The organism is Chitinophaga sancti (assembly GCF_034424315.1).
Classification (GTDB): domain Bacteria; phylum Bacteroidota; class Bacteroidia; order Chitinophagales; family Chitinophagaceae; genus Chitinophaga; species Chitinophaga sancti.
Genome location: NZ_CP139972.1, coordinates 3809140 through 3835893 on the forward strand (window position 1 = coordinate 3809140; position 26754 = coordinate 3835893).

The 26754-nt window shown below is 45.2% G+C and carries 23 protein-coding genes; 11 read left to right on the forward strand and 12 right to left on the reverse strand.

Annotation, left to right across the window (positions count from 1 at the left end; genetic code table 11):
- Positions 1–56 precede the first annotated feature (56 nt).
- A complete protein-coding gene (locus tag U0033_RS14590) occupies positions 57–2792 on the reverse strand; it encodes a 2-oxoglutarate dehydrogenase E1 component (protein WP_072362638.1) in 2736 nt (911 codons plus the stop codon).
- Positions 2793–3078: 286 nt separating this feature from the next.
- Here U0033_RS14590 and rpsT point away from each other — a divergent pair, with 286 nt between their 5' ends.
- Positions 3079–3333, forward strand: coding sequence for a 30S ribosomal protein S20 (gene rpsT, locus U0033_RS14595; RefSeq protein ID WP_072362639.1), 255 nt, complete (start codon positions 3079–3081; stop codon positions 3331–3333).
- A gap of 112 nt (positions 3334–3445) precedes the next feature.
- Complete coding sequence (locus U0033_RS14600; protein WP_072362640.1) at positions 3446–5176, forward strand: M14 family metallopeptidase; 1731 nt, start codon at positions 3446–3448, stop codon at positions 5174–5176.
- Here the strand turns inward: U0033_RS14600 and U0033_RS14605 are convergent.
- The 11 genes from U0033_RS14605 to U0033_RS14655 form a co-directional block, all read right to left on the reverse strand.
- Entirely contained in the window at positions 5137–6177 is a 1041-nt protein-coding gene (locus U0033_RS14605; protein WP_072362641.1) for a beta-ketoacyl synthase chain length factor, read from the reverse strand. The genes U0033_RS14600 and U0033_RS14605 overlap by 40 nt on opposite strands.
- Complete coding sequence (locus U0033_RS14610; RefSeq protein ID WP_072362642.1) at positions 6167–7381, reverse strand: beta-ketoacyl-[acyl-carrier-protein] synthase family protein; 1215 nt, start codon at positions 7379–7381, stop codon at positions 6167–6169. Before U0033_RS14610 ends, U0033_RS14605 begins: the two co-directional genes overlap by 11 nt.
- Positions 7382–7388: 7 nt before the next feature.
- Positions 7389–7646, reverse strand: coding sequence for a phosphopantetheine-binding protein (locus tag U0033_RS14615; protein ID WP_072362643.1), 258 nt, complete (start codon positions 7644–7646; stop codon positions 7389–7391).
- Positions 7647–7755: 109 nt separating this feature from the next.
- Positions 7756–9042 carry an ABC transporter permease gene (locus U0033_RS14620; RefSeq protein ID WP_072362644.1) on the reverse strand — a complete coding sequence of 429 codons (1287 nt, stop codon included), beginning with the start codon at positions 9040–9042 and terminating at the stop codon, positions 7756–7758.
- 9 nt (positions 9043–9051) lie between these two features.
- Positions 9052–9798, reverse strand: coding sequence for an ABC transporter ATP-binding protein (locus U0033_RS14625; RefSeq protein WP_072362645.1), 747 nt, complete (start codon positions 9796–9798; stop codon positions 9052–9054).
- 8 nt (positions 9799–9806) lie between these two features.
- Positions 9807–10811, reverse strand: a complete 1005-nt coding sequence (locus U0033_RS14630; protein ID WP_072362646.1) for a BtrH N-terminal domain-containing protein — start codon at positions 10809–10811, stop codon at positions 9807–9809.
- A gap of 16 nt (positions 10812–10827) precedes the next feature.
- Entirely contained in the window at positions 10828–11229 is a 402-nt protein-coding gene (locus U0033_RS14635) for a hypothetical protein (protein WP_072362647.1), read from the reverse strand.
- A gap of 82 nt (positions 11230–11311) precedes the next feature.
- Positions 11312–12448, reverse strand: coding sequence for a beta-ketoacyl-ACP synthase III (locus U0033_RS14640; protein ID WP_072362648.1), 1137 nt, complete (start codon positions 12446–12448; stop codon positions 11312–11314).
- 269 nt (positions 12449–12717) lie between these two features.
- The gene (locus U0033_RS14645; RefSeq protein ID WP_072362649.1) at positions 12718–13638 is read right to left on the reverse strand and encodes a hypothetical protein; all 921 of its coding nucleotides are present in this window, start codon (positions 13636–13638) and stop codon (positions 12718–12720) included.
- Between the two features lie 329 nt (positions 13639–13967).
- Positions 13968–14648: a class I SAM-dependent methyltransferase gene (locus U0033_RS14650; RefSeq protein WP_083571594.1), complete on the reverse strand. Its 681-nt coding sequence runs from the start codon at positions 14646–14648 to the stop codon at positions 13968–13970.
- Entirely contained in the window at positions 14648–15367 is a 720-nt protein-coding gene (locus tag U0033_RS14655) for a head GIN domain-containing protein (RefSeq protein ID WP_072362651.1), read from the reverse strand. The genes U0033_RS14650 and U0033_RS14655 overlap by 1 nt, the downstream gene beginning before the upstream one ends.
- Positions 15368–15463: 96 nt before the next feature.
- Between U0033_RS14655 and guaA the strand changes: the two genes are divergently transcribed.
- The 9 genes from guaA (at position 15464) to U0033_RS14700 (ending at position 26747) form a co-directional block, all read left to right on the forward strand.
- Complete coding sequence (guaA, locus tag U0033_RS14660; RefSeq protein WP_072362652.1) at positions 15464–17002, forward strand: glutamine-hydrolyzing GMP synthase; 1539 nt, start codon at positions 15464–15466, stop codon at positions 17000–17002.
- 136 nt (positions 17003–17138) lie between these two features.
- On the forward strand, positions 17139–18431 hold the full coding sequence (locus tag U0033_RS14665; RefSeq protein WP_083571595.1) for an ABC transporter substrate-binding protein: 1293 nt from the start codon (positions 17139–17141) through the stop codon (positions 18429–18431).
- Between the two features lie 87 nt (positions 18432–18518).
- Positions 18519–19526: a ligase-associated DNA damage response exonuclease gene (locus U0033_RS14670; RefSeq protein ID WP_072362654.1), complete on the forward strand. Its 1008-nt coding sequence runs from the start codon at positions 18519–18521 to the stop codon at positions 19524–19526.
- A complete protein-coding gene (locus U0033_RS14675) occupies positions 19523–21115 on the forward strand; it encodes an ATP-dependent DNA ligase (RefSeq protein WP_072362655.1) in 1593 nt (530 codons plus the stop codon). The genes U0033_RS14670 and U0033_RS14675 overlap by 4 nt, the downstream gene beginning before the upstream one ends.
- A gap of 63 nt (positions 21116–21178) precedes the next feature.
- Positions 21179–21682, forward strand: a complete 504-nt coding sequence (locus U0033_RS14680) for an Lrp/AsnC family transcriptional regulator (protein WP_072362656.1) — start codon at positions 21179–21181, stop codon at positions 21680–21682.
- Between the two features lie 9 nt (positions 21683–21691).
- Positions 21692–22558 carry a helix-turn-helix transcriptional regulator gene (locus U0033_RS14685; RefSeq protein WP_072362657.1) on the forward strand — a complete coding sequence of 289 codons (867 nt, stop codon included), beginning with the start codon at positions 21692–21694 and terminating at the stop codon, positions 22556–22558.
- 62 nt (positions 22559–22620) lie between these two features.
- Complete coding sequence (locus tag U0033_RS14690; RefSeq protein ID WP_072362658.1) at positions 22621–22998, forward strand: ester cyclase; 378 nt, start codon at positions 22621–22623, stop codon at positions 22996–22998.
- Between the two features lie 30 nt (positions 22999–23028).
- Positions 23029–24060, forward strand: a complete 1032-nt coding sequence (locus U0033_RS14695; protein WP_072362659.1) for a S66 peptidase family protein — start codon at positions 23029–23031, stop codon at positions 24058–24060.
- 224 nt (positions 24061–24284) lie between these two features.
- Positions 24285–26747 carry a ligase-associated DNA damage response DEXH box helicase gene (locus tag U0033_RS14700; RefSeq protein WP_072362660.1) on the forward strand — a complete coding sequence of 821 codons (2463 nt, stop codon included), beginning with the start codon at positions 24285–24287 and terminating at the stop codon, positions 26745–26747.
- Positions 26748–26754 lie beyond the last annotated feature (7 nt).

Consider the following 26754-nt stretch of genomic DNA (forward strand, 5'->3'; position numbering starts at 1 on the left):
CTAATTTCTGTGTGCGATTTGTATTAAGTGAATTGCTTCACTTGTTCTAAACTTCCCTATATGTTAAATGCTGTTTCAATTATCTCGAGCTGTTCGCGGGCATGCACTTTGGCATAACCTGTAGCAGTTGCTGCACTTGGATTACGGCTGATGACGCCATAATTCAGTTGCTTCATGTTCATCTGCAGGTAAGAAGCAGCGCCCATGTTCAGCGGCTCTTCCTGTACCCAGAACCAGGTAGCAGCTTTATACTTCTGGTTCAGCGCCTCCAGTTGAACGGTAGGCAGCGGATACAATTGTTCCAGGCGAACGATCGCTACATCTTTACGGTTATCCTTCGCCTGCTTTTCAGCCAGCTCAAAGTAGATTTTACCGGTACACAGCAATACCTTCTTCACTTTTGATGCATCGTCTACATATTCATCGTCCAGTACTTCCTTAAATCCGCCTTCTGTGAATGCAGCGATTGGGGAGTAAGAACCTACATGCCTTAAGTTCGCTTTTGGTGAGAAGTTCACCAGTGGCTTACGGAACTCCCATGTCAGCTGGCGACGCAGTGCGTGGAAGAAGTTGGCAGCAGTTGTAATATTTGTAACGATGATGTTGTATTCAGCACATGACTGCAGGAAACGTTCAGGACGTGCATTGGAGTGGTCTGGTCCACCGCCTTCATAACCATGAGGCAGTAACATCACCATACCATTCTGATTCGTCCATTTTTGCTCTGCACTGGTAATATACTGGTCGATCACGGTTTGCGCACCATTGGCAAAGTCGCCATATTGTGCTTCCCAGATCACCAGTGATTTTGGATTGGCCATTGCATAGCCATATTCAAAGCCCAGTACAGCGAATTCGCTCAGCAGGGAGTTGTAGATACGGAAAGAACCTTGTTTTTCCTGTAATTCGCCCAGACGGCTGTAGGTAGCGTTGGTATTTTCGTCGAACAGAATGGCGTGACGGTGAGAGAAGGTACCTCTCTTTACGTCTTCACCGCTCATACGAACGTCTTTACCTTCGCTCAGCAGCGAGGCGTAAGCCAGCAGTTCACCGGTTGCCCAGTCTACTTTGCCTTCTGTTTCGTACAGTTTGATCTTATCCTGCAGCAGTTTTTCTACTTTACGCAGTGGCACGAATTCTTTCGGCCAGGTCATCAGACGGCCGATGAGCCTTCTTACTTCTTCTTCTTTTACTGCTGTTACCGGGGATTGGTCAAAATCTTCCGGTCTGGATTTGCGGAGTTCCTGCCACCATTGTTCAGGTTTCTGATAGGTATAAGGCAGCGGGTGCTGTCTTACTTCGTCCAGGCGTTCCTGCAATTGTGCCCAGAATCCTTTTTCCATTTCCTTTGCCAGGTCTTGTACTTCAGATTCTCCGTTGTGCAGGAGATACTGGGTGTACACTTCGCGTGGGTTAGGATGCTTATCGATCAGTGAATACAGGCTTGGCTGGGTAAACTTAGGCTCATCACCCTCGTTATGGCCATGTCTGCGATAACACAACAGGTCAATGAAAATATCGGAGTTGAATTCCTGGCGGTAACGGGCTGCGATCTCTGATACTTTTACAACTGCTTCTGCATCGTCTCCATTTACATGGAATACAGGTGCCTGTACGGTAGCAGCGATAGAAGTACAATAGTCAGATGAACGGGCATCGTCGAAGTCAGTTGTGAACCCAATCTGGTTGTTGATCACCAGGTGCATGGTACCACCGGTATAATACCCTTTCAGGTTGCTCATCTGGATGAGCTCATATATAACGCCTTGCCCGGCTACCGCAGCATCACCATGGATGAGGATAGGCAGGATCTTGTCATAATCACTGTTATAGATTACATCTGCCTTACTGCGGGCAAAACCTGTTACCAGGGGGTCTACCACTTCCAGATGGGAAGGGTTAGGCAGCAGCTGCAGGTTTACTTTTTCACCGCCGGTGGTATCAACGATGGAGCGGAAGCCCAGGTGGTACTTCACGTCACCGCTACCCATGGTCAGGTCAGGTACGGAGTGACCTTCAAATTCGTTGAAGATCTGCTCGTAAGTTTTACCTAAGATATTGGCCAGTACGTTCAGACGACCTCTGTGTGCCATACCAATCACAGCTTCCTGAACGCCTTCGCCGGCAGCAGTATTGATAATGGCATCCAGTGCAGGAATGGTGTTTTCACCACCTTCCAGACCGAAACGTTTCTGACCTATATATTTTGTGTGCAAGAATTTTTCGAAGATTACGCCCTGGTTCAGCTTGTGGAGAATACGTTTGCGCTGATCCAGTGTGAGTGTTCTTTGCAGGGTGGTTTCCATTTCGCGTTGTAACCACTCTACTTTTTTTGCATCATTCACGTAAGCATATTCCAGACCTACTGAGGCTGTATAAACCTGTTTAAGGCGGCTGACAATATTTTCGAGGCTGGTTTTGCCTAATCCCAGTTCCTGGCCGATGTAGAATTCAGTCTTCAGGTCGGCTTCGGTTAGTCCGAAGAAAGAGATATCTAAGTTGGCCTGACGATCTTTGCGTTCCCGGATTGGATTAGTTTTCGAGATGAGGTGACCTTTTTTTCGATACGCCTGTATCAGCCTGTAAACGTTCAGCTCTTTTGTTAACTGATCACTGCTAACCGGTGCTCCGGCACCTGGCGCTTTGCCATTTACATTGTTTACCGCGAAGTCAAACCCCTCAAAAAACTTGCCCCATTCCGGGTCAACAGCACCAGGGTCTTTTCGGTAATCCTGGTATAAAGATTCAATGTAGGCAGGATGTGAGTTGGTAACAAATGAGAAGTCCTTCATTTACAACGAGTTTTGCTAAAGCTTCGATTCAAATTGCTATTCTGTTGAATGCACCCATATATAATATATGGGTTTGCAAATATCGTTCTTCTTTTGTGAAAAAAAATGGAAAAATGATATACGTAAGAAAGATTAAGCGTATAGAGAGCGAGCCTGGGGCAGGGGGGAGTTTTCATGGGATTAAGTGTAGACAGTGAGAATTAATTTATTCATTTTCCTTTGATGTTTATTTTGTTTGTAAATAACTAATCCCTACCTTTGCAGTCCGAAACTTGAAATTAGAAAAATGGCAAACCATAAAGCAACGAAAAAAGACGTTCGTCAAAGCACAGCGAGAAATGAGCGTAACCGTTATTACGGTAAAACTACCCGTAACGCGATCCGCGATCTGAAGAAATTGGAAGAAAAGGCTGCTGCTGGCGAAAAACTGTCTGACGTGATCTCTATGATCGACAAGTTGGCTAAACGCAATATCATTCACAAGAATAAAGCAGCCAACCTGAAGAGCAAACTTTCTAAGAAAGTGAACGCACTGGCTTAAGCTCTTCCAGAATAAAATATTTACAAACAGCTCTTCCTGTAAACGGGAAGGGCTGTTTGTTTTGCGTTAAAGTCTCTCATTTGAATTCAATTTCCAAAAAAAGGCACCCTTTATGAGAATAATCCTAGCCCTGATTGCCTATTGCTGGGCCTCTCCTCTCCTTGCCCAGGATTTTAGCACCCGTTTTGAACGCACACAGGGAAAAGAGACAGCTACTTACCCGGAATGTATTGCCTATTACAAATTGCTGGATAAGCGTTATCCACAGATCAGCATGCTGGAGATAGGGAATACAGATGCCGGTTTCCCCTTGCACCTGGTAATTTACTCCGGGGATGGGGATTTCAATTTTACCAGTATTCATAAGAAGAATAAAAGGGTAATCCTCATTAACAATGGCATTCATCCCGGCGAACCGGATGGTGTGGATGCCAGCATGATGCTACTGAGAGACCTGGCCCAGGGAAAGAAGAAATTACCGGCAAATGTGGTGCTTGCTGTGATCCCACTTTATAATATTGACGGTTCGCTGAATCGTAGTGAATATTTCAGGGTAGATCAGAATGGCCCGGCCGCATTTGGTTCCCGCGGTAATGCCCGGAACCTGGATCTGAACAGGGATTTTATTAAAACCGATTCGCGGAATAGTTTTACTTTCCAGACGATTTACCAGTTGACTGACCCGGATGTGTTTGTTGACAACCATGTGAGCAATGGCGCCGACTACCAGCATGTGATGACCCTGCTATGCAGCGAGTATAACAAAATGGGTGGAAGCATGGGTGAGTTTATGCACAATACTTTTACCCCTGGCCTGTATCAACTCATGAAGGAAAAAGGATATGACCTGGTGCCTTATGTGAACCATTTTGGTGAAACACCAGAGAATGGCTGGATGACATTTGCAGATGTACCCCGTTTTTCCACCGGGTATACTACCCTGTTTTCCACTTTTGGATTTGTACCGGAAACACATATGCTAAAACCTTATCCACAAAGGGTTTCTGCAACGTATGCGCTGATGGAATCATTTATCAGTTTTGTGAGCACACATAGTGCTGAAATCAAAGCGCTGCGGGATAAAACCAAAGCGACTGTAAAGACGCAAAAAGAATTTGCCCTGGAATGGAATGTGGATACGACGAAGTTTTCTTATATCAATTTCAAGGGGTATGAGGCAGGACATAAGGCGAGTGAGGTGTCTGGATTACCCAGATTGTATTATGACCGATCCAGGCCTTTTGAAAAACAGGTGAAGTTCTATGACTACATGAATGCGGGTAATTTTGTACAAAAACCCAGTGCTTATATTATTCCGCAGGGATGGTGGAATGTGCTGCACATTTTAAAGAATAATAAGGTGGCGATGCAGCCGCTGGCACATGATACGACGATTGCTGTGGAGGTGTATCATATTGCTGATTTCAAAACTACCCTGCGACCTTTTGAAGGGCATTATATGCATAATCATGTGAAAGTGGCTACTTCGCGGGATAGCATTCGTTTTAGAAAAGGAGATCTGTATATTCCTATGAACCAGTCAGCCAATCGTTACCTGATAGAGACTTTAGAGCCAACAGGTGGTGATTCTTTCTTTGCATGGAATTTCTTCGATGCCATTCTTACACCTAAAGAAGGTTATTCTCCTTATGTGTTTGAAGATACTGCGGCAGCGTATATTGGCAGGCATCCGGAGTTGCGGGCAATGATTGACGGGCAAAAGAAAACAGATTCTGTTTTCGCCGGCAGTGCAGAAGCGCAATTACATTTTGTATATGATCATTCGATTTATGGGGAACCCGGTTATTTGAGGTACCCGGTATTCAGGGTTAGCAACATGTAGACGTGTTGCTCTCCAAAGAAGTGATTGTAAATAAGGATATTTTTATAAGGTCCGGCTGGTACTTTCAACATGGGAAACCAGTTCGCAGGTATTTGCTGGGCCTTTATAATTTGTGCACCCAACCATAGCGCAAAAGCACCGGCGGTATCGTATTCTCCGCAGAGATGCTTGAATGGTAATTCATTTGGCAACCCTTCATAATAATGATCGAAATTGCTATCGCCATTACGCCCGCTGATCACGAGGTCAATATCTTCCAGGCTTATATTGTGAGACGCAAGGAATTTATCCAGGTAAGGTTCCTTCGGTTTATACACCATTTTTAGCCCTGACAATTGTACTTTGCCGGGTTGATCTGATAACAAAAAGAAGGCAGCGCCTTCCCCTGAAATAGAGCCCGGCGTTGGATGCTGATACAATTCATTGCTGGCGATCTTTTCTTTCTTCCAGCAACCAATACGGCTCTTGATATAAAAATGCTCTGCCGTGATTTCTTCGAATGCACCTACCAGGATGTCTTTATTACCTTCTGAGAGTAATAACATGGCATCCAGCAATGCATTTTCGAATGAAAAACCGCGATGCACAAATGTATTGTTGTACTGTGTACATTTCTGCTGCAGGGCAATTAAACCGTTGACTGCATTGTAGGTAGACTGAATAAATGGCGTTGCATTCAGGGCGGTTTCCTTGTATTCCCGGATCTCTTTCAGGAAACGTTCTGTATCTGAAAGGCTTCCTTTTCCCGTGCCGGTTACGATAGCGCCGGGTACTGCTACACCTGCACTTTGCATACATTGCAGAGCCGCTGTTAGTCCTACTTTCAATATACGCGTCAGGCGGCGTACACTATTTGGTGGCATGTAAGCGCGGTAATCAGGTTCTACACAGGCAAATACATTTTCATTCACCGTAACCAGTGGCTGAGAAAAGATATCTTCTCCAAAAGAGTGTTGCGGCGAAATGGCCGACATGCCTTGTATGTAGTATTTACCCTTCATATTTGCTGATGAGCAGGGAGGCGTTATTGCCTCCGAAACCAAATGAGTTGGAAATAACATTAGATACCGGTACTCCTTCTTTCAACTGAGTTTCCGGTGTGATATTTAATTCCTCCATTTTCTCTGAGAAATGAAGGTTAGGAAAAATGACTGCGTGCTGAATGGCCAATACCGCGTAGATGGCTTCGATGCCGCCTGCTGCCGCTAAAGTATGTCCTGTAAAGGGTTTCGTGCTACTGAATGGCGGCACCTTATCACCGAATAATCTTTGCAGTGCATGGCCTTCTGCGACATCATTAGTAAGGGTAGCGGTTCCATGTACATTTACATATTGTACATCTTCCGGCGCTACTCCGCCCATGGCGAGTGCCTGTTGCATGGCAGCAAAAGCACCATCTCCATCAGGTGAAGGTGCGGTGGGATGAAATGCTTCGTTGGTATTTGCATAGCCTTTCAGCTCTGCTCTTACGCGGGCATGGCGTTCCCTGGCAAGTGACTCACTTTCGAGTACCAGATACGCGGCTCCTTCTCCCAGGTTCAGACCATTCCGATTCTGATCGAAAGGACGACAATGTTTTTTGTCAATATTCTTCAGTGAATTGAAACCATTCAGGGTAAAGCGGGTCAGGGCTTCTGTACCGCCACTGATCACGCGGCGAACCAATCCTGCTTTGATGAGGCGTGCACCAAACATCAGTGCATTGGCAGATGAAGAACATGCGGTGCTGATGGTAGCGATGTATTCACTGATACCAACGGTATCTGCTATACGCTGTGTACAATCTGCACAATCCAGGGTATCGATGTATTGTAAGAAGTCTCCTTCTTTTTCAGGGTTGATAACATCAAAATATACTTTCTCTGTATCACACATCCCACCTACGGTAGAAGCGTTGATAAAACCTGTTGGTTCATCACTGGCATCTGCAATACCTGCATCGGCCAGTGCTTCGCGCATAGCGATCAGGCCCAGCAGGGTAGTGCGGGTAAACCCCTCCTTACCTGCCACTCCTGCCATTTCCTGCAGGGTCACAGTTGAATGACTGACCTCTGCCACCGGCAGGATATCCTTGTAAATAGTGTCTATGTTTTGGGTAAAACCAATGCCACTTTGCTGCCTGCGCAGGCTGTTTAAATTGCCTGCTACATCATCACCAATGGCAGTCACCATTCCAAGGCCCGTTATCAATACGCGTTCTGCCATACTCCGATTAAACCGGCTTTTTGGATTGGATGAATTCAGCCATAGATTGTACAGACTGCAAGATCTTTCTGCCCTCACGCGGATCTTCTACCTTGATATGATAATGTCTTTCGAGCAATACCATCAGTTCCAGTGAATCAATACTGTCCAATCCCAAACCTTCTCCGAACAATGGTGCATTGTCATCAATGTCTTCAGGTTTTGTATCCTGCAGGTTCAGTGCTTCAATAATCTGTACTTTCAATTTCTGTTTTAAATCTTCCATAGTAGTCGTAGGTTTATACTCTCTATTTTTATTTGGAAAGCTAAGCCTCTAAAGCAATTTTGTTGCCAAGTGGCCGTAAAAATACTGTTTTACATTCAATTATCCTTTATCAGCTAATCCTTCTCTTCTCCACACCTGCTGCTATACACAGCATGAGTACGGCGCAGGCGACCAATTTTCCTATGTGTAACCAGATGTGCTGTACACCACGATTACGCAGGTATATATCATTGATGGCATCCAATCCCCAACTGAGTGGAGATAAATGCCCGATTAGCTGCATTTTAGCCGGCATGACCTCCAATGGAATCCAGATGCCCCCTATCGCAGATAGGATGACGATAGAGATAGCGCCAAAGTTCAATGCCTGGTTAGGGGTTTTAAACACTGTGCCTACCAGAATACCATATGCAGTCGCTGTTAAACCAATGCTGACTGCGATGATCAATGTTGCCAGGTGACTATTGCCCATCATTAGTTTTGGCAAGCCTAATAGTGGCAATAAATAAATACCTACCATCATCATCAGGTAAAACTGCACGACAGTGACTGCCATAAAGAACAGCAGTTTACCTCCGAGTATATTCAGGAATGATCCAGGTATGAGGCGGATGCGTACCAGGCTGCCTTCTTCCCGCTCACGTATCATATGTCCACCAATAGGGATGGCGATAAAGAACATGGCAAAAATACTCCAGGCCGGCACATTGTGCTGTACAGAATTCGAAATTACATCCAGCTGTTGGGAAGGCCCAGTGAGCTGTTCTTTCAGCCCTACTGCTTTTAGCTGGATCACCATGGAATCCTCTTGTGCAATATCTTTATTCTTCAGTTGTTGTTTGATCCTTTCCAGCAGCAGATCAGTTTCTACCTGTGTCAGAAAATTATCGATGGCCTGGTGAATGGCGCTCTTGAATGCTTTCTTGGAAGCAGGATCAAAATACACCAGTACATTCAGTGAATCTTTGCGTGTGCTTACCGGTAGTATAGCTGGTATGCTCATTCGTTTAGACAGGTCATTCACTATTTTATTAGCGTTGCTCACAATGGCACCTGTAGCTCCCTGTGGTATGATGATGCAAATTTTATAATCACCTGCATTCACTTTTTCCAGTGCCTGGTTTTCCTGCACGGGTTTACCACTGAGTGTATCTATCACGTTGAACTGCCCGGTGTGTTCCAGGCCTTCCCTGATATATTTGCCTAAACGGCCATGATCATTATCTACTGTGAGTACGTCGAACTTCAGTTCCTGGTAGTCTCTGAAAGGTGCATCTTCTATCAAAGCCATCACGGTGATCAGGACGACAGGCATGGCAAAGAGCAGGGTTAAACCCGTTCTGTCACGCAGCAGTAACAGCCATTCTTTTTTTATGGTAGCGAGTAGCCTTAGCATCAAATTCTATTAATCTCTTACCGCATGACCGGTATAATGTAAAAAAACATCTTCCAGGTGCTGGCATTCCGCATGCTGCGCAATGAGGCTGGCAGGTGTGCCCTGTACTATCAGTTTGCCGGTGTCGATGATAGCCACTTCCTGGCAAATGGTCTGGGCTTCATCCAGCAGGTGCGAGGTATAAACGATGCTAGCACCCTGTGCGTTAAAGTCACGCAGGAACTGCAGGATCATGCTTCTCGATTGCACATCTACGCCTGCTGTAGGTTCATCCAGGATCAGCAGCTGTGGCTGATGCAGGATAGATGCGATAATGTTGGCACGTCTTTTCATACCACCAGAGAAGCGGTGTACGGCTTTGTTGCCGTTCTGTTCCAAACCGAATTTCTGGAGATATTCATCTATCAGGTTGCGCAGTGGTTTTCCTTTCAATCCATACAGGTTACCGAAGTATTCCAGGTTTTCAATAGCTGTCAGTTGGGGGAACAGTGCGATCTGCTGTGGTACGATGCCTACCCGTTTCTTTATCTCTTCTCTGTGTGCAGCGTTCTGGGGCAGGTCAAAGATCTTTACCAGGCCGCTGTCAGCACTTACCAGTCCGCATAATATAGAGATGGTTGTCGTTTTACCAGCACCGTTAGGGCCTAAGAGGCCGGTGATCATTCCTTTTTGAAAGCTGAATGACAACCCTTTCAATGATGGTTCCAACGCACCTTTATAGGTTTTATGCAGATCCTGTACAAGTATGCTGGTCATAATTTCAATTAAAGTTTCAAGGCTGCCAGTTTCCTGAAAAACACGTCTTCCGAAGCTGCACATTGCATCATCAGGTCGCTCAGTTCAGCATAGCCATTGCCTGCTGCGGTCCTGCTTTTACACACTCTGCCGGCAGTGAAGGCAAAGTTTCTCCAGATGTCTCCTACTGCTGTCAGTTCATGTGCCAGCTGGCTCAGGTCATCTCTTTTCAGAATGCCTGCTGCCTCCTGGAGGAAAGCGGCATACATAAAGCGGAAGCCGGCACCACCGGTACCGATTTCTTCCTGCATGCGAATGATATTACCCAGGTAAAGGGTGGCTTTTCTGTCGCCTACTTTTTCCGGATAGTTACGCAGTCTTTTTGCAAGGAAGCGAATTCCTTTTACGCCAAACCATGGCAATGGTATATTGAGCATATCGCTACAAGTCTGTTTGATACCAGCCTTGATAGGTTCTGCAAAATTTACTTCCTTTGGTACTACCACGGGGTAATACATTTTCCCTTTAGGGGCGGGAAAGCCTTTTGCAAAGCGGGCTTCTGCCAGACTAGCAGGATCTATTTCTGTAACATGCTCCATGATCGGATCGCTGACGAGGTAGTTGCCATCTTTCTTTCCATAGATCACGAGGTTATGTGCATTGAAATGAAAACGGTAGGAAGGAGGAAAATAAGGCAGGTAGTATACGCTACTTTGCAGGCCTACAGGCATTCCCCTGTCCAATACCTTGTCCAGTTCCAGGGTGGCTTTTTCAACGCTGGAAAAAGTATGTGATTCCATTTTCACGCCCAGTCTTTTACATACCCTGCTGAAGATGGCGCCTGGCACTACGCGATAGGTGGTACCAGGTACACCATTGACCTTTACGAAGGGCAGGTGTCCGAAAAAGAGGCCGGCACCGATACCCAGTGCCATAGGTTCACTGATTTCAAGACCATAGAACCTGAAGATATTTGAAATCACCCCACATTCACAATGTGCTGTCTGAACGTGGTTGAACTGAATTTCGCTCATAATGATTGGTATAATATTACTGCCCAGCCTTTTTGAGTTCTTCCAGGCTAATTTTGAAAGCAGCAGCGTATTTTCTTAAAGTATCGTCATTCAGTTTCCTAAATACGGAAGGTTTCAGATGGCGTTTCACCTGCCACTGGAACTTATTCACATAACTGGCTAAGAGGGGCAGATCCATGATGGTCTTTTCCATGTAGTACAAAATAGGGCTGACTTCTCCTGCCTCCATGCGTTTACGGGCATCTGCTATTTTGGTATTCACTTCTTCCCATGCCTGTTGCATAGCGATATTTTCGGGTTCCCAGCCTACGCTGTTCACTTTTACATATTCGCCGGCATCATCTGTTGCGTAAAAAAGCTGTTTGAATTTCCCTTCATGCATGTTATTGCCATCCTGGGGAACTTCTTCTTTTTTCATTTGACAGGTGTTTGATTATGGAAAAAAAACGCTTCTGCCGCTGGCGGAAGCGTTTTTTCAATGGCATTTATGATAATGAAAATTATACAACCGTCAGGTGCGCATATGCATAAGAGAAACGCGCACTTTCAGGTACCATCATCACGATTGTCTGTCCTTTTTTCAGCAGGTTGTTATTCATCAGTTCTTCCAGCATGAAGTAAGGAGACGCAGTACCTACGTTACCTACTTTCACGAGGTTGGTGAACCATTTTTCCTGCGGAATAGGTACGCCCAGACGTGTAATTTCTTCATCTATTTTAAAGCGGAAGAATTCGGAGGACAGGTGAGGCAGGAAGTAATCCAGCTTTTCCAGATCCAGCTCGTATTTTTCCACCAGTTCTTTCCACATTTGCGCACCGGATGGTACGATGTTTTTACCCAGGAGGCGGGTATCCTGTTTGAAGGAGAACACGCTATCCTGCGCCCATTCTTCAGGGGTCATATCGATCCAGCCTTTGGTGGTGCCGTCTTCGTTCTTCACAGCGCCTGCATACATACAGGTTTCCAGTTCATTTGCATAAGAAGCGATCTCTACCCAGTCTACGCGCAGGGAGAGGCCGTTTTCATTAGGTTTGTTCTGGAACAGGGCAGCACTTGCACCATCGGAGAGCATCCAGCGAAGGAAGTCTTTTTCGAATGCGATGATCGGGTTATTTTCAATCAGTTTTACGCGGTCAGTTTCTGGTTCGAATTTCTCAGACAGCATCCAGCTGGAGAATTTTTCGGAACCGGTGCTTACTGCATTTGCGCTGTTTCCACATTTAATGGACATCCAGGCATATTTAAAAGCCTGCATACCGGCAGCACAAGCGCCAGTAGCAGCGATCAGTTCTACAGGCTGGCATTTCAGCAGGCCATGTACCATGGCTGCGTGGTTAGGCAGCAGCTGGTCAGGCGAGGTAGTACCACAGGCTAATACCTGCATTTTTTCGATCGGAAATTTATCATCAAAAAGGCCCTTTACAGCTTCGGCCGTCATTTCAGCATTGGAATGGGTCGACTTACCATCCTTATCCAGCGAATAGTAGCGGGTCTTAATTTTATTATTTCCCAGGACTCTCAGTCTGGCACGGGATGGCTTACCATCAACCAGTCCTAGAATATTTTCCATTTCGTCATTCCCAACAGGCTCATTCGGCAGAAATTTAGAGAGCCTTGTAATATAAACTTCGTTCATTTGAAATATGGTTCCTGTTTTTTGTTATAAGTTGATGACCTTCCGTTGTTAACGGCCGGGATTGTGTACCACCTGGCTTACAGTCTTTGCTCTCCTACTTGTCCCATTTTTCATTACAATTATACTCCTGGACAGATAAAAGCGCCCGTAAATATAGATATAAAATGCTATGCTATTGATGATCCCCCAGGTTAAAGCATCCTCTTCGTTTCAAACACAATAACAATGCCTTTTATTCTGATTACCTGATATTTAGTTATTATTTCACCTTAGCTGAGGTGAATGCCTTTGTAATATTCCACCCTTTCGGCCAGTTCCTTTTTATTAAAAGTCAGCTTGAGCAAGGATGAAATTTTGGAGATAGGCGACAATACGAAGATACCTATCAGTAACAAACCGCGGTACATGCTCACTCTACCCTGACGTTCGGGGGCACCGGGGCCACCTTTGGCACTGATAAATTTAGACCAGTAGCGGAAAGCGCTGATACCTCTGTCTTCCAGCAGGATCAGTGGGGCTAATAATTCCACTGCTTTCAGTTCTATCAGTTCGGGTTGCAGGGCATCCCAGGAACGAGTAGTCAGCACTTTACGGATTGGGTTGGCGAATCTTGCTGAAGCCACGATGTCTGCTTCCTGTACACCGGCTGGTGGCAGCAAAGCGGTGGCTTCCTTTTTGCCTTTGAACTGCCAGCGTAATACTGTGATCAGGGCAACCAAGTTTGGTGATTTGTCTACCATTACTATATTTCCTACCAGGTGCGCACCCGCAGCCTGTAAATATCCTTTTACGGTTTCCTGTGCACTTAGCCACATGTTACGACAACCCATGAGGGTAATGACTGGTTTACCATTCAGCAGGCGTTTGCCCTGTTCACTTTGCAGGAAAGCGGCTGTAGGCTGGGATGGCGAGAGGAACCATGGTTGATAGGCCAGTACCACGAGGTCGAAATGCGCATTTGGATCCACATTCAGGGCCTGAATAGCTCTGGGCCTGCCTAACACAGTCTCCGGCATTGTATCGTAGAAGGTTTGTTTCTTCCATGGAAATGCAAATGGCTGCACAGGTTTCAATTCTTCGTATACTATATCTGCCATATCCTGCAATGGTCCAATTACAGTATCTACTATCCGTTTTAGTTGTCCGGTCTGTGTATAATATATAACCAGGATCTTAGGTCTTTCGTTCATATTCAGGAATAGGAGTTAGAACAATTGAAATCGTAAACTTACGAAAAACAACCGTAGAGTAAAGATATATTTTTATTATATGATACGAAAGAGGGGGAGAATTAGACCGGGGATTGTACGGTCGATGAGCTTCGGTCAAAGTCCTACAGGAAAAAAGCTTGTTAGGTTTAATAAATGAAATGCATTAAACCTGGATAGAGGAGATCAACTTGTGCCTTAGCCAGGTACTGCCATAACCTCTGCATATTGTTTACAGCAGTACCTTGGCCAAAGGACTTAATGAGTTGTTTTACAGGTGCAAATATGGGATAAGTACTATAAAGAAAGTGTTAAATACTACTTAAATTTTTTTCACCCCTCATACATACGTTTTCCAGTTGTACCAGCATACTCCCATCAGCAGCGGCTTTGGGAGGTTCTACTGCAGTCTGGATATCTGTCACTCTGAAGCCAATATTTTGTAACATTTGTTGCACCGTCTCCGTATCGTACAATGTAAATCCGTCATCTACGAATGCTAATTTCTCCATCGTACGCCTGGTGCGGAAGGCCAGGATCAGCTCTCCTCCGGGCTGTAATACCCGGCAGATTTCCTGTAGGGTAACTGCTGGCGGCTGCCAGAAATACAAGACATTGACAGCAAAGACCTTGGTAAATATGGCTGCATCAAAGGGAATGGAATCTGCTGTACCTTCCAGGATCTGCACCCTGCCGGCACGGATAGCGTCTCTGTTTGAAGTAATGGCTTCCTGCACCATGATATCAGAGATATCCAGTCCTGTATATTGGATGTTGTTTTCTTTTTCGAAAAGTGCGGGTATGAAATGTCCGTTCCCCATGCCCAGTTCCAGCAACTGATCTCCCGGCTGCAGGTGCAGGAAATCGAGTGTCATTTCATAAATAAGGCGGTTAGACTTGCTCATTTGAACGCCCATTTTCACACCATCCTCCCCTGTTGGGCGTCGTAGCTGTTGTGCAGCTTCCCCAGGGGTCATCTTCTTTTGCTCCATTAATTGGTTTTGTGAACGGAACCTGATCCTGCTGTTTTTGAATTTACCTGTGGGTTACCATGGTAGTTGACTCTGCCGGAACCAGCTATGTTAACATCCAGTTTTACACTGGCATGCACCTCTGCATTGCCACTTCCTCCAATACTTACGCTTGTATTTTCTGCATGCAGGTTATAGCCTTCGAAAGAACCGCTACCTGCGATATTTACATCCAGGTCTTTGGTTTCACCTTTCAGCTTTATATTTCCTGCTCCTGTCAGTGCCACGTTCACCTGGGGCGCATCTACGGCACCTAATATATCACCGCTACCGGAAAGGGACAATTTTACATGATCGTCCTGCTGCCAGTCATTCATAAGATGAATGGTACCGGAACCGGCGAGGCTCAGTTTTTCTATATCAGGCGCGGTAACCTTCACCGTTATCTTTTTGGGATGGTTAAAATAGATCCTATCTTTTTGCCTAACAATGAGCTGTCCGTCTTTTACTTCGGTAATGATCAATGGCAGGAAATTGTCTTCGGCTTCGATCACCACATCTTCAGCTGGTCCATCGGTATATTCTATGTCCATAGCGCCCTGTAAGGATATTGAATGAAAATCGCCCAGTTTTCGGGTTTCAGAACTACTCACCCCACTGCCTTTTATACTATTATTGTTGCAACCTGTATGGGTAAGTGCTAACAATACAAGGACGGCATATCCGGTAATTTGTTTCATAAGGTAATTTTTAATTGGCGGAATTATCAATTGGGTTCAGAACGAAAATACATAATAACTTGGGATTTGCTCCAAGCCCTTTATCTTTGCACCACCATGACAGAAAAGATTCTTATCCTCGACTTCGGTTCCCAGTATACGCAACTGATCGCGCGCAGCATCAGGGAACTGAATATTTATTGTGAAATCAAACCTTGTCTGCAACCAGTACAATGGGATGATACAGTTAAAGGCATTATTCTATCAGGCAGCCCGTTCTCTGTGAACGAGCAGAATGCACCTAGCGTAGATATCGCTGCCATGGCGGCAAAGGTGCCTGTACTCGGCGTTTGCTACGGTGCCCAGCTGATGGCTAAAAACTTTGGTGGTGAAGTAGCCAAGAGCAATATCCGGGAATATGGCCGTGCCTTTATGGTGCACGATAATAAAGATGAAAAGGCCCTCTTCGATATCTCTCCCCGTAGCCAGGTATGGATGAGCCATTCTGACACCATCGTACGTATGCCGGAAGGTTTCCAGATCATTGCCCAAACCGACAGCATTCCGGTAGCTGCTTTCAAATGCGATACCAGGACGCCGTTCCCCATGGTAGGGTTCCAGTTCCACCCGGAAGTGACCCACTCCCTGGAAGGTAAGACCCTGCTTCGCAACTTCCTTGTACATATTTGTGGTTGCAAACAGGATTGGACGCCTGCTGCATTTGTACAGGAAACGGTAGAGAAAATCAAGGCACAGGTAGGTGATAAAAAAGTAGTAATGGCCCTCAGCGGTGGCGTTGACTCCACTGTAGCTGCAGAGCTGATACATAAAGCAATTGGCAGCAATCTCTACTGCATATTCGTAGATAATGGCCTGCTCCGCAAAGATGAGTTTGAAACTGTACTGGATTCATATAAACATATGGGCCTGAACGTGAAAGGGGTGAATGCAAAAGACCTCTTTTACGGTGAACTGGCTGGTGTGAGCGATCCTGAAAAGAAACGTAAGATCATTGGTCGTCTCTTTATCGAAGTATTCCAGCAGGAAGCTATCCTGCTGCAGAACATCTCCTTCCTGGGTCAGGGTACCATTTATCCTGATGTGATCGAGTCTGTTTCTGTAAATGGTCCTTCTGTTACCATCAAATCACACCATAATGTAGGTGGTTTGCCAGAGAAGATGAATATGGGGCTGGTAGAACCGCTCCGCTTCCTCTTCAAAGATGAAGTAAGACGTGTAGGCCGTGAAATTGGTATCAGTGAGATCTTCCTGGGTCGTCATCCTTTCCCAGGTCCTGGTCTGGCTATCCGTATCCTGGGTGAGATCACCGCAGATAAGGTAGCGATGCTGCAGGAAGCAGATTCTATTTATATAGAGGGTCTGCGTGAACATGGCCTTTATGATAAAGTATGGCAGGCAGGTACGATCCTCCTTCCTGTGCAGAGTGTAGGCGTTATGGGTGATGAAAGGACTTACGAATTTACTGTTGCCCTCAGGGCGGTTACTTCCGTAGACGGCATGACTGCGGATTGGGCACACCTCCCCTACGAGTTCCTGGCTCAAATGTCTAACGACATCATTAATAAGGTAAAAGGTATTAACCGCGTGGTATACGACATCAGTTCCAAGCCACCGGCTACCATCGAATGGGAATAGTTCCAGGCAGGCTGTAAGTGTAATAGTATTTTAACTTGCAGCCTGTTCCTTTTTAAGGAGAGCTGACCAACATCATTTGCCCCAGGAACCATATCTCCTGTTGCATTTGCATGATTTTTGTATTTTAACGATCGCTATGAGTAAATCCATTCTATGCAGGCCATTAATTACTGCATCCATTGTGGCTGTAATGCTTTCTGCGTGTTCTTCCAGTAAGAAGACTACCGGAATAACTACACCACCGCCAACAACTGCGAAAACTGTAAAGGACGAAAAACCTAAGGATGATGGAAAATCTTCTAAGGTCATTCCGTTTAATGTACCAGCTTTTGCCCGGGAAATAAAAAAAGACACCTATAATATAGCGTTGTTCGCCCCACTTTACCTGGATTCAGTGAATACAGATATGCCAACCCGCTCCCTGCCCCGTTATATTCTGCCGGGTCTGGACTTCTATGAAGGTGCGCAACTGGCACTGGACAGCCTGCAAAACCAGGGTGTAAAACTGAATGTAACTGTTTACGACAGTAAGAATAAGCAGAACCTGTCGGGTGCAAACCTGATCAATACAGACCTGATCATCGCTGCCGTAGGTACGCCGGAGATCAAAGATCTGAGTGATATAGCCAAAAAGAAACAGATTAACCTTGTTTCGGCTACCTATCCAAATGATGCTGGTGTGAACGAAAACCCGTTCTTCATCATTACCAACAGTTTGCTGAAAACACATAGCGAAGCCTTACAACGCTACCTGCAGGATGGCTTCGCGACTAAAAATATCCTCGTGATTCACCGCGATACGCCTTTCGAAAAACGTATTGCTGCTGATATCAAGGCTGAGTATGAGAAATTGCAGAGCAGCAAGAAAACCAAACCAAGGGAAGTAGTATGGGATGATAACATGTCTGACCTGGCCCTCTCTCAATACCTGCTGGCTGACCGGCCGAACCTGGTGATCGTAACTTCCCTGGATGAAGCGAATGCCAAGGCTATCATCCGCAGACTGAGCACGCAAACAGCATCTTATCCTATCCAGGTGTTTGGTATGCCGACCTGGGATATCATGAAATTTAAAGAACCTGAATTCAAAGGTCTGCCAATCTTTTATACTACCCCTTATTTCAATGATAAAACGGATATGTATAGCCATTATATCAATGATTACTGGAAGCGTGTATATAAATCCCGTCCATCGGATATGGCGTTCAAAGGTTTTGAGCTGACATGGTATTTTGTGAAACAACTGAGCACAAATGGTGTGTACTTCAACAAGGATATGAATGATCCTAATAAGAAAGTATTCAGCAGCTTCAACTACCAGCCAATCTACCTGAAAGAGGGCGATAAGCAACCTGACTATTTTGAGAACAAGAATATCTATATCATCCAGAAAGGAGATTCGAGTGATATAAAAATGAACTTCCAATAAGATAAAACGAACTTCAATTAATAATAAAAAAGCCTTGCCTTCGGGTAAGGCTTTTTTTATGTGCATGATAATTGTACATTCCTATTCATGGAGTTACTTCAATTCACAGATAAGGGCATTTATTGTCCTGAAGGAGATTTCTACATAGACCCATGGCTGCCTGTACAAAAGGCAGTGATTACACATGCACATGCTGACCACGCCCGTGGCGGAAGCCAACATTACCTCTGTCATCATGATAGTGTAGCCATTCTGAAACTCCGCTTAGGGGCAGAGATCAGTGTGCAGGGAGTGGCGTATGGAGAGCAGATCCGTATGAATGGGGTGACGATTTCCCTGCATCCGGCGGGCCATGTGATTGGTTCTGCACAGATAAGAGTATCATATGCAGGAAGTGTGTGGGTGGCAAGCGGAGATTATAAGACAGAAAATGACGGGATCTCGGTGCCTTTTGAACCTGTGCCTTGCCAGACATTTATTACAGAATGTACTTTTGGCTTACCCATCTATAACTGGCAACCACAGCAGGTGGTGTTTGATAACATACGGACATGGGTACATGAAAATCAACAGGCCGGTAAAACCAGTGTATTATTGGGGTATAGCCTGGGTAAGGCGCAGCGCCTGTTGTATCATTTAAGAGATATCAGCCCGGAAATTTGGACACATGGTGCTATTTATATTACGAATCAGCTATTGCGTGAGCAGGGCTGGAATCTGCCTGAATTGCATCGTATCACCCCGGATACCCCACATAGTGTGTTTAAAAATAACCTGGTGATTGGCCCGCCTTCTGCTGCGGACACCACGTGGATGCGGCGTTTCAACCCCTATTCCTTAGGCGTATGCAGTGGCTGGATGCAGGTTCGGGGCCATATGCGCAGAAGAAATGCAGATGCCGGTTTTATTCTTTCTGATCATGCTGACTGGAATGGTTTATTATCGGCAGTGAAAGCAACAGGTGCGGAGAAGGTATATACCACGCATGGGTTTAGTAGTGCATTTGCACGGTATCTGCAGGAAAATAGTATTCCTGCTGAAGAGGTAAAAACTGAATATGGTGTTACTGAAGAAGAAGAAACGAATCCATCATGAAAGCATTTGCACACCTCATAAAATTACTGAGCAACAGCACAAAAACGAATGAAAAGCTGGATGCACTGAGTAAATATTTTGCCAGTGCAGATCCAAAGGATAGTATATGGGTGTTAGCCCTGTTCACAGGCCGGCGGCCTAAGAGAACGGTGAATGCCACGCAGCTGGCGACCTGGTGTTTGCAAATGACAGATTTACCATCCTGGTTGTTTGAAGAATGTTATCATACTGTGGGTGACCTGGCAGAAACCATTGCTTTATTATTACCTGCGGGAAAAAATATTGCTGTGCATCCGTTGCATTACTGGCTGGAAAGCCTGCTTGCACTTGAGAAAGCGAATGAGGAGGAGAAACAAACATTCATTCTCAATGCATGGGATGAACTGGATACCGGTGAAAGATTTGTATTTAATAAGCTGATCACCGGTAGTTTCAGGATCGGGGTTTCACAAAAGATGATGGTGAATGCGCTGGCGAATACGCATGATATTCCGGCGCCGACTTTGTCTCATATGATCAGTGGGAACTGGGATCCGCGGGCCATCACACTTGATGAGTTACTGAATGAAGACGTAACCGGCGCCGATGCATCGAAGCCTTTTCCTTTTTATCTTGCTTATCCGCTGGAGAGTTCTCCTGATGTATTGGGTTCTCCGGAAGAATGGCAGGCAGAGTGGAAATGGGATGGTATACGGGGGCAGATCATTAAAAGACAGGGGCAAATATTTGTATGGTCGAGAGGGGAAGAATTGATTACGGAAAAGTTTCCGGAGTATGGCCCCTTGCTGGAGCACTTGCCGGATGGCACTGTGATTGATGGGGAGATCTTAACGTATACCAATGATTTTCCATTGCCATTTCAGACTTTGCAAACGCGTATTGGAAGAAAGAATGTAACGAAGAAACAATTGCAGGAGGCACCGGTGGTGTTTTTGAGTTATGATCTGCTGGAGTGGGAAGGAAGGGATATCCGGACATCTCCCTTATCTGAAAGAAGGTTATTATTAGAGCAGGTGGTGGAGCAGGTGAATCATCCTGCATTGCGGTTATCGCCGGTGATTACGTTTCATAGCTGGGAAGCCTTGATAGCGTTTCGGATGTTGGCGAGGGAAAAGGGAAGCGAAGGATTAATGTTAAAGAAAAGGGATTCTGCCTACCAGGTAGGACGCAAAAGAGGTGACTGGTGGAAATGGAAGATAGATCCGCTGACGATTGATGCGGTGATGATCTATGCCCAGAAAGGTCATGGAAGGCGATCAAATTTGTATACGGACTATACCTTTGCGGTAAAGGACGGGGACCAGCTGGTTTCGTTTACTAAAGCGTATTCCGGATTAACGGATAAGGAGATCAATGAGGTGGATAACTGGGTAAAAAGGAACTCGATTGAGAAGTTTGGCCCTGTGCGCACGGTGAAGCCGGAACTGGTTTTTGAGATTGCTTTTGAGGGCATTGCCGCGTCCAACAGGCATAAATCGGGGGTTGCCCTGCGCTTTCCCCGTATCAGCCGCTGGAGGAAGGATAAGCCACCGGAGGAGATCAATACCCTGGAGGATCTGCAATTATTATTAAAAATGCACAAGCAATGACGGGGGAAATTTAGTATATTGTACTTATTTTCGCAGGCTAATTGGAATAATATTCTATACAATATGAACCCGGGCAACAACACAATTAAAAAAGATACTGCAACCGAAATTGCGTTGGATGAAAAAGACATCGCCATCCTTCAACTGCTGGAAGAGGATGCCAAGATGACCATCCGCGACCTGGCAGCGCGTCTTAACCTGAGCGCTACCCCCGTTTACGAACGTATCCGTAAGATGGAACAGGCCGGTGTTATTCGTCAGTATGCTGCTATTGTAGACCCCAGCAAGATAGACAAGGGCCTTACCGTGTTATGCTACATCTCTCTCAAAGAGCATGGCAAGAAAGCAGGTGCAAAATTCATCAAGGAAATCACTTCTTTCCCTGAAGTACTGGAATGCCTGAACATTTCCGGGCAGTTCGACTTCATGCTGAAAGTGCAGGTAAAAGATATGATCGCTTACCACGATTTCAATGTGAATAAGCTGGGGGAACTGGATAATATTGGTCATATGGAAAGCGTGTTCGTGATGTCTGTGATCAAGGCTACGCACCGTGTGGTGTATTAATACGTTACCATGATCATCCGCTATCCGGAATATACCAAAGAATTTAACTGGACTGTTTTACAATCCGATACTTACACTTATGCGAAGTATAAGAAGGCGATGGGTGCACATAAGCGGGTTATTTTTCTGAAAGAGCATACTATTTTATTTGCCCTTGCGGGGAATAAAAAGATCTTCCTGGGAGATGAAGTATTGAACGTAAATCCTTCCAGTATTGTGCTTTTGAAGAGAGGACTTTATGGTATGACGGAAGTAGTACCGGATGGCTTTGAGTACGAGGCCCTGCTCCTGTTTTTCCCGGATAGTATTTTGCAAAATTTTCTTCGTCAGCATCAGTTACAAGCCACACAACTTATCAGTGATCCCCAATCGTATGTGATGCTGCCAGCCAGTGAGCTGTTGCAGAGTTTCAGGGAACAATACATGTTGTTCTTTCAAAACCGTGCAGAAAATATGGAGGCGATCTTACAACTGAAAATACAGGAAGCATTTTTATTGTTGCTCGCAAGCGAGCACCGGAAAGACATCCTGAACTTCTTTCATAGTGTTACGCATGCACAACCTGCGAATATTGAATACATTGTGAATACCCATTTACTGCAACCGCTTACATTAGGTGAACTGGCACAGCTTTCAGGACGTAGCCTGGCTTCTTTTAAACGTGACTTTCAGCAGTATTTTAATTGTTCTCCGAAGAAATGGATCAACGAAAAAAGGCTGGCACATGCTCGTATGTTGTTGCTCAATGATGACATGAACGTATCGGAAATAGCGCTGGCATGTGGTTTTGAAAACGTACCTCATTTTATTAAGATCTTCAAACAGGAGTTTGGAAATACCCCGCATTCTCTCCGAGCTAAAAAAGCAACAATTTGAGCTTTTAACGTTATTCCCTCCCTTGTAATGCTGCTTAATTTTGCTGATATAAATTCATCATTATGTCAAAAGCAGTTGTATTAAGATTCAATGAAGAAGTGCTTGTAAAGGGCGATCTGGAAGTGTTTGACGCAATCGTATCTCCATCATTTACCAATCATACTGCACCCGCGGGTACAGACAAGGGTAAAGCGGGTTTGCTGGCTTTTTATAACAATGTACTGAAGCCTGCATTTCCGGATTTAACGATTGAGATCCATGAGATGTTTGAAGAAGGTGATACAGTGATTACAAGAAAAACAATCCGTGGCACACTTGGGGTTCCTTTCATGGGATTTGAAGCGGGTAAAAAAGTAGAGATGCCGACAATTGATATTGTGAAAGTGAAGGATGGCCAATATGTAGATCATTGGGCAGAAAGGCATATTCAACCTGCATAATATCTGGAGATTAATGCTTACATTAATGAAATGAATCGTAAGCATTTTCTTTCTTCTATTGCCATTACATCGCTGGGGCTTTCTGCCTTTTCTCATCTTCCTGCACCTATTGAGGAAGATGAGAAATTAACCATACTCCCCCCCTATCTCAGACCTGGTGATACTATTGGAATTACCTGTCCTGCCGGCCATATTACACAGGAAGAGATCATGCCTGCTATCCGTATTATGCAGAGCTGGGGTTTCAGGGTCCGTGTAGGGAATACCGTTGGTAAAAGTGATTTTAGTTTTGGAGGTACAGATGCTGAAAGGTTGCAGGATTTGCAGGCGATGCTGGATGATCCATCTATTCAGGCAATCATGTGTGCAAGGGGTGGTTATGGCTGCGCCCGCATTATTGACCAGGTGAATTTTAATTATTTCAGACAGCATCCGAAATGGGTGATTGGGTTTAGTGATATTACAGTATTGCATTGTCATATTAACAGGCTGTTTGGTATTGCATCATTGCATTCCAAGATGTGTAACAGTTTTCCTGATGATTTTGCGAAAGCAGAATCTGTGGTGCAGGAAACGATTCTTTCTATTCAACAGGCACTCACAGGGAAGCATATGCAATACCTGACACCCGCTGATGCTAATAATCGTATTGGTACAGGAAAGGGTGTGCTCATTGGTGGGAATCTTTCTATGCTGGCCAGTGTTTTGGGTACGAATTCAGAGATGAATACTATCGGTAAAATTCTCTTTGTTGAAGAGGTGAGTGAATACCTCTATACCATTGATCGTTATTTTAACAGTTTACAACGGGCGCATAAACTGGATAACCTGTCAGGGCTGGTAATTGGTGGGTTTAACAGGTTAAAAGCGGATGACCCGGGAGAGGAATTTGGGAGGACAGTATTTGACATTGTTCATGAGAAAGTAAAGGATTTTTCGTACCCTGTTTGTTTCAATTTTCCGGTGGGTCATCAGAAGGGGAATTATGCCCTGAAATGCGGGGTAATGCACGAACTGGAAGTTCAAAATAACCGTGTATCTTTAAAGGAAATGATCAGTTAACCCTATGAAAAACTATCCTGGTTTTGTTTGCCTGTAAGAAAAAAGAAGATGCAGCTGCCAACTTGAATGGGAACCTGATTCTACCTATAATAATGCAGCCATCAGGGATGCAGTAGATGATAATGTTACTAAACTATTGGCGAAAGGCACCTTGCACATCATCAGGCTTTACAGTCATCTCCTCAAAAAATAATCTCCTGCTTTTTCCTTAATTTCATACACTCATGAAACAAACAGCGAGTGGATGGAAAGTGGTAACGGACTGGCTGGCCGCCAGAGACCGGCAGCCATTTGCATTCCAGGAAGAAGCCTGGAATTATTATCTGCAAGGCAAATCAGGTCTTGTCAATGCACCTACCGGTTACGGTAAAACATTTTCTCTCTTTCTGGGAGTCGTTATTGACTGGATAAACCGTCATCCAAAGGACTATCAATCCAAAACAAAGAATGGACTACAATTGCTATGGATCACGCCGCTAAGGGCGCTGGCCAAGGATATTGCGCGTGCCATGGAAGAGGTACTGGAAGAAATGGGCATGCCCTGGCAGGTAGGTATTCGCAGTGGGGATACGCCGGTATCTGCACGCGCTGCCCAGAAGAAAAATATGCCTGAGGTGTTGCTGATTACTCCTGAAAGTTTGCATCTGCTGATCGGACAAAAAGAATACCCGAAAGTGTTTCAGTCACTGAGCACCGTGGTGGCGGATGAATGGCATGAATTACTGGGAACCAAGCGTGGGGTGATGATAGAATTAGGGCTTAGCAGGTTGAAAGGACTGGCGAAAAAAGCAGGACGTTCTCCTTTGCGCATATGGGGTATTTCGGCAACCATCGGGAACCTGGATGAGGCGATGGAGGTATTGCTGGGGGTGCACGATCACGAAGCGGTGATTGTGCGGGCGAAGATTGATAAGAAAATTGAATTACAAAGTATTCTACCTGATGAGATAGAAAAATATCCCTGGGCTGGGCATCTGGGTACAAGGTTGCTTTACAAGGCATTGCCGATTGTGAATGAGAGCCGTACTACTTTGATATTTACTAACGTACGTTCCCAGACAGAGATCTGGTACCAGGAAATATTGCGGCAATGTCCTGATCTGGCGGGTGCCCTGGCACTACATCATGGATCTATTGATATGGAATTGCGTATCTGGGTGGAGGAAGCCTTGCATACAGGTACTTTAAAAGCAGTTGTGTGTACATCCAGCCTGGATCTGGGTGTGGATTTCAGACCAGTGGATACAGTGATCCAGGTGGGTAGTCCTAAGGGGGTGGCCCGTTTTTTACAGCGTGCAGGACGAAGTGGGCACCAACCCGGTGCCACCAGTAAGATATGGTTTTTGCCTACACATAGCCTGGAACTGGTGGAGGCGGCGGCATTGAAATCTGCAATCGCACAACAGATCGTAGAAAGCCGGATGCCGGTGATTCTTGCCTACGATGTATTGCTGCAATACCTGATGACCCTTGCTATTTCTGATGGCTTTCATGCCCCTGAAATATGGGAAGAAGTGACGAATACATTTTGCTTCCGTGACATGACGGAGGATGAATGGGTATGGGTGCTTGCATTTTTGACTACGGGAGGAGATGCGTTGTATAGTTATGATGAGTTTAAGAAAATAGACAGGGAGGGTGATTTCTTTATTTGCCGTAGTCGTATGCAGGCCATGCGGCACCGTTTGCATATTGGGGTGATAGTAAGTGATGCTATGCTGAAGGTGAAGTTTATGGGAGGTGGGTTTATTGGGATGATTGAAGAATGGTTTATAGCGCGGCTGACGGCTGGAGATACTTTTAGTTTGGGTGGTCGTATCCTGGAGTTTGTGATGATCAAGGATATGACGGTGTTGGTGAGAAAGTCTAATGCTAAGAAAGCGATCGTTCCCAGCTGGATGGGGGGACGATTACCGCTTTCACCGAACCTGGGAAAGATTCTGCGGGAGACGTTTAATGAAGCATTATCAGGAAATACAAGGGAGCCGGAGTTATTGGTTTTGCAACCGCTTTTTAATTTACAGGAGTATCTTTCTCATGTGCCGAAGGCTGATGAGTTATTAATAGAAATGATCCATACGCGGGATGGGTATCATTTGTTTGCCTATCCGTTTGAGGGAAGGTTGGTAAATGAAGTGATGGCGACCTTGTTGGCTTACAGGTTGAGTAAGCGGACCCCGATTACGTTTTCTATTGCGATGAATGATTATGGGTTTGAGTTGCTTTCAGATCAGCCGATTCCGCTGACGCAGGATGATGTGTATGCATTGTTTTCGCTGGATCATCTGAGTACTGACCTGCAGGCCAGCGTGAATTCTACGGAGATGGCGCGTCGTAAGTTCAGGGATATTGCGGTGATCGCGGGATTGATCTTTCAGGGTTATCCCGGGAAGCATAAACAAAGCCGGCATTTGCAGTCATCGGCATCTTTGTTGTTTAATGTGTTTACAGAATACGATTCGCAGAATTTGTTGTTGAGACAGGCTTTTAACGAGGCGTTTTTTTACCAGATGGAAGAAGCGCGGTTGAGGGAGAGTATGGAGAGAATTAATAATAGTAAAATTGTGATTACTTATCCGAAGGAGTTGACACCGTTTTGTTTTCCGATTAAGGTGGATAGTTTGCGTGAGCAGTTGACGAGTGAAAAGCTGGAGGATAGGATTAAGAAAATGCGTCCGGAGTTTTAGTAATATG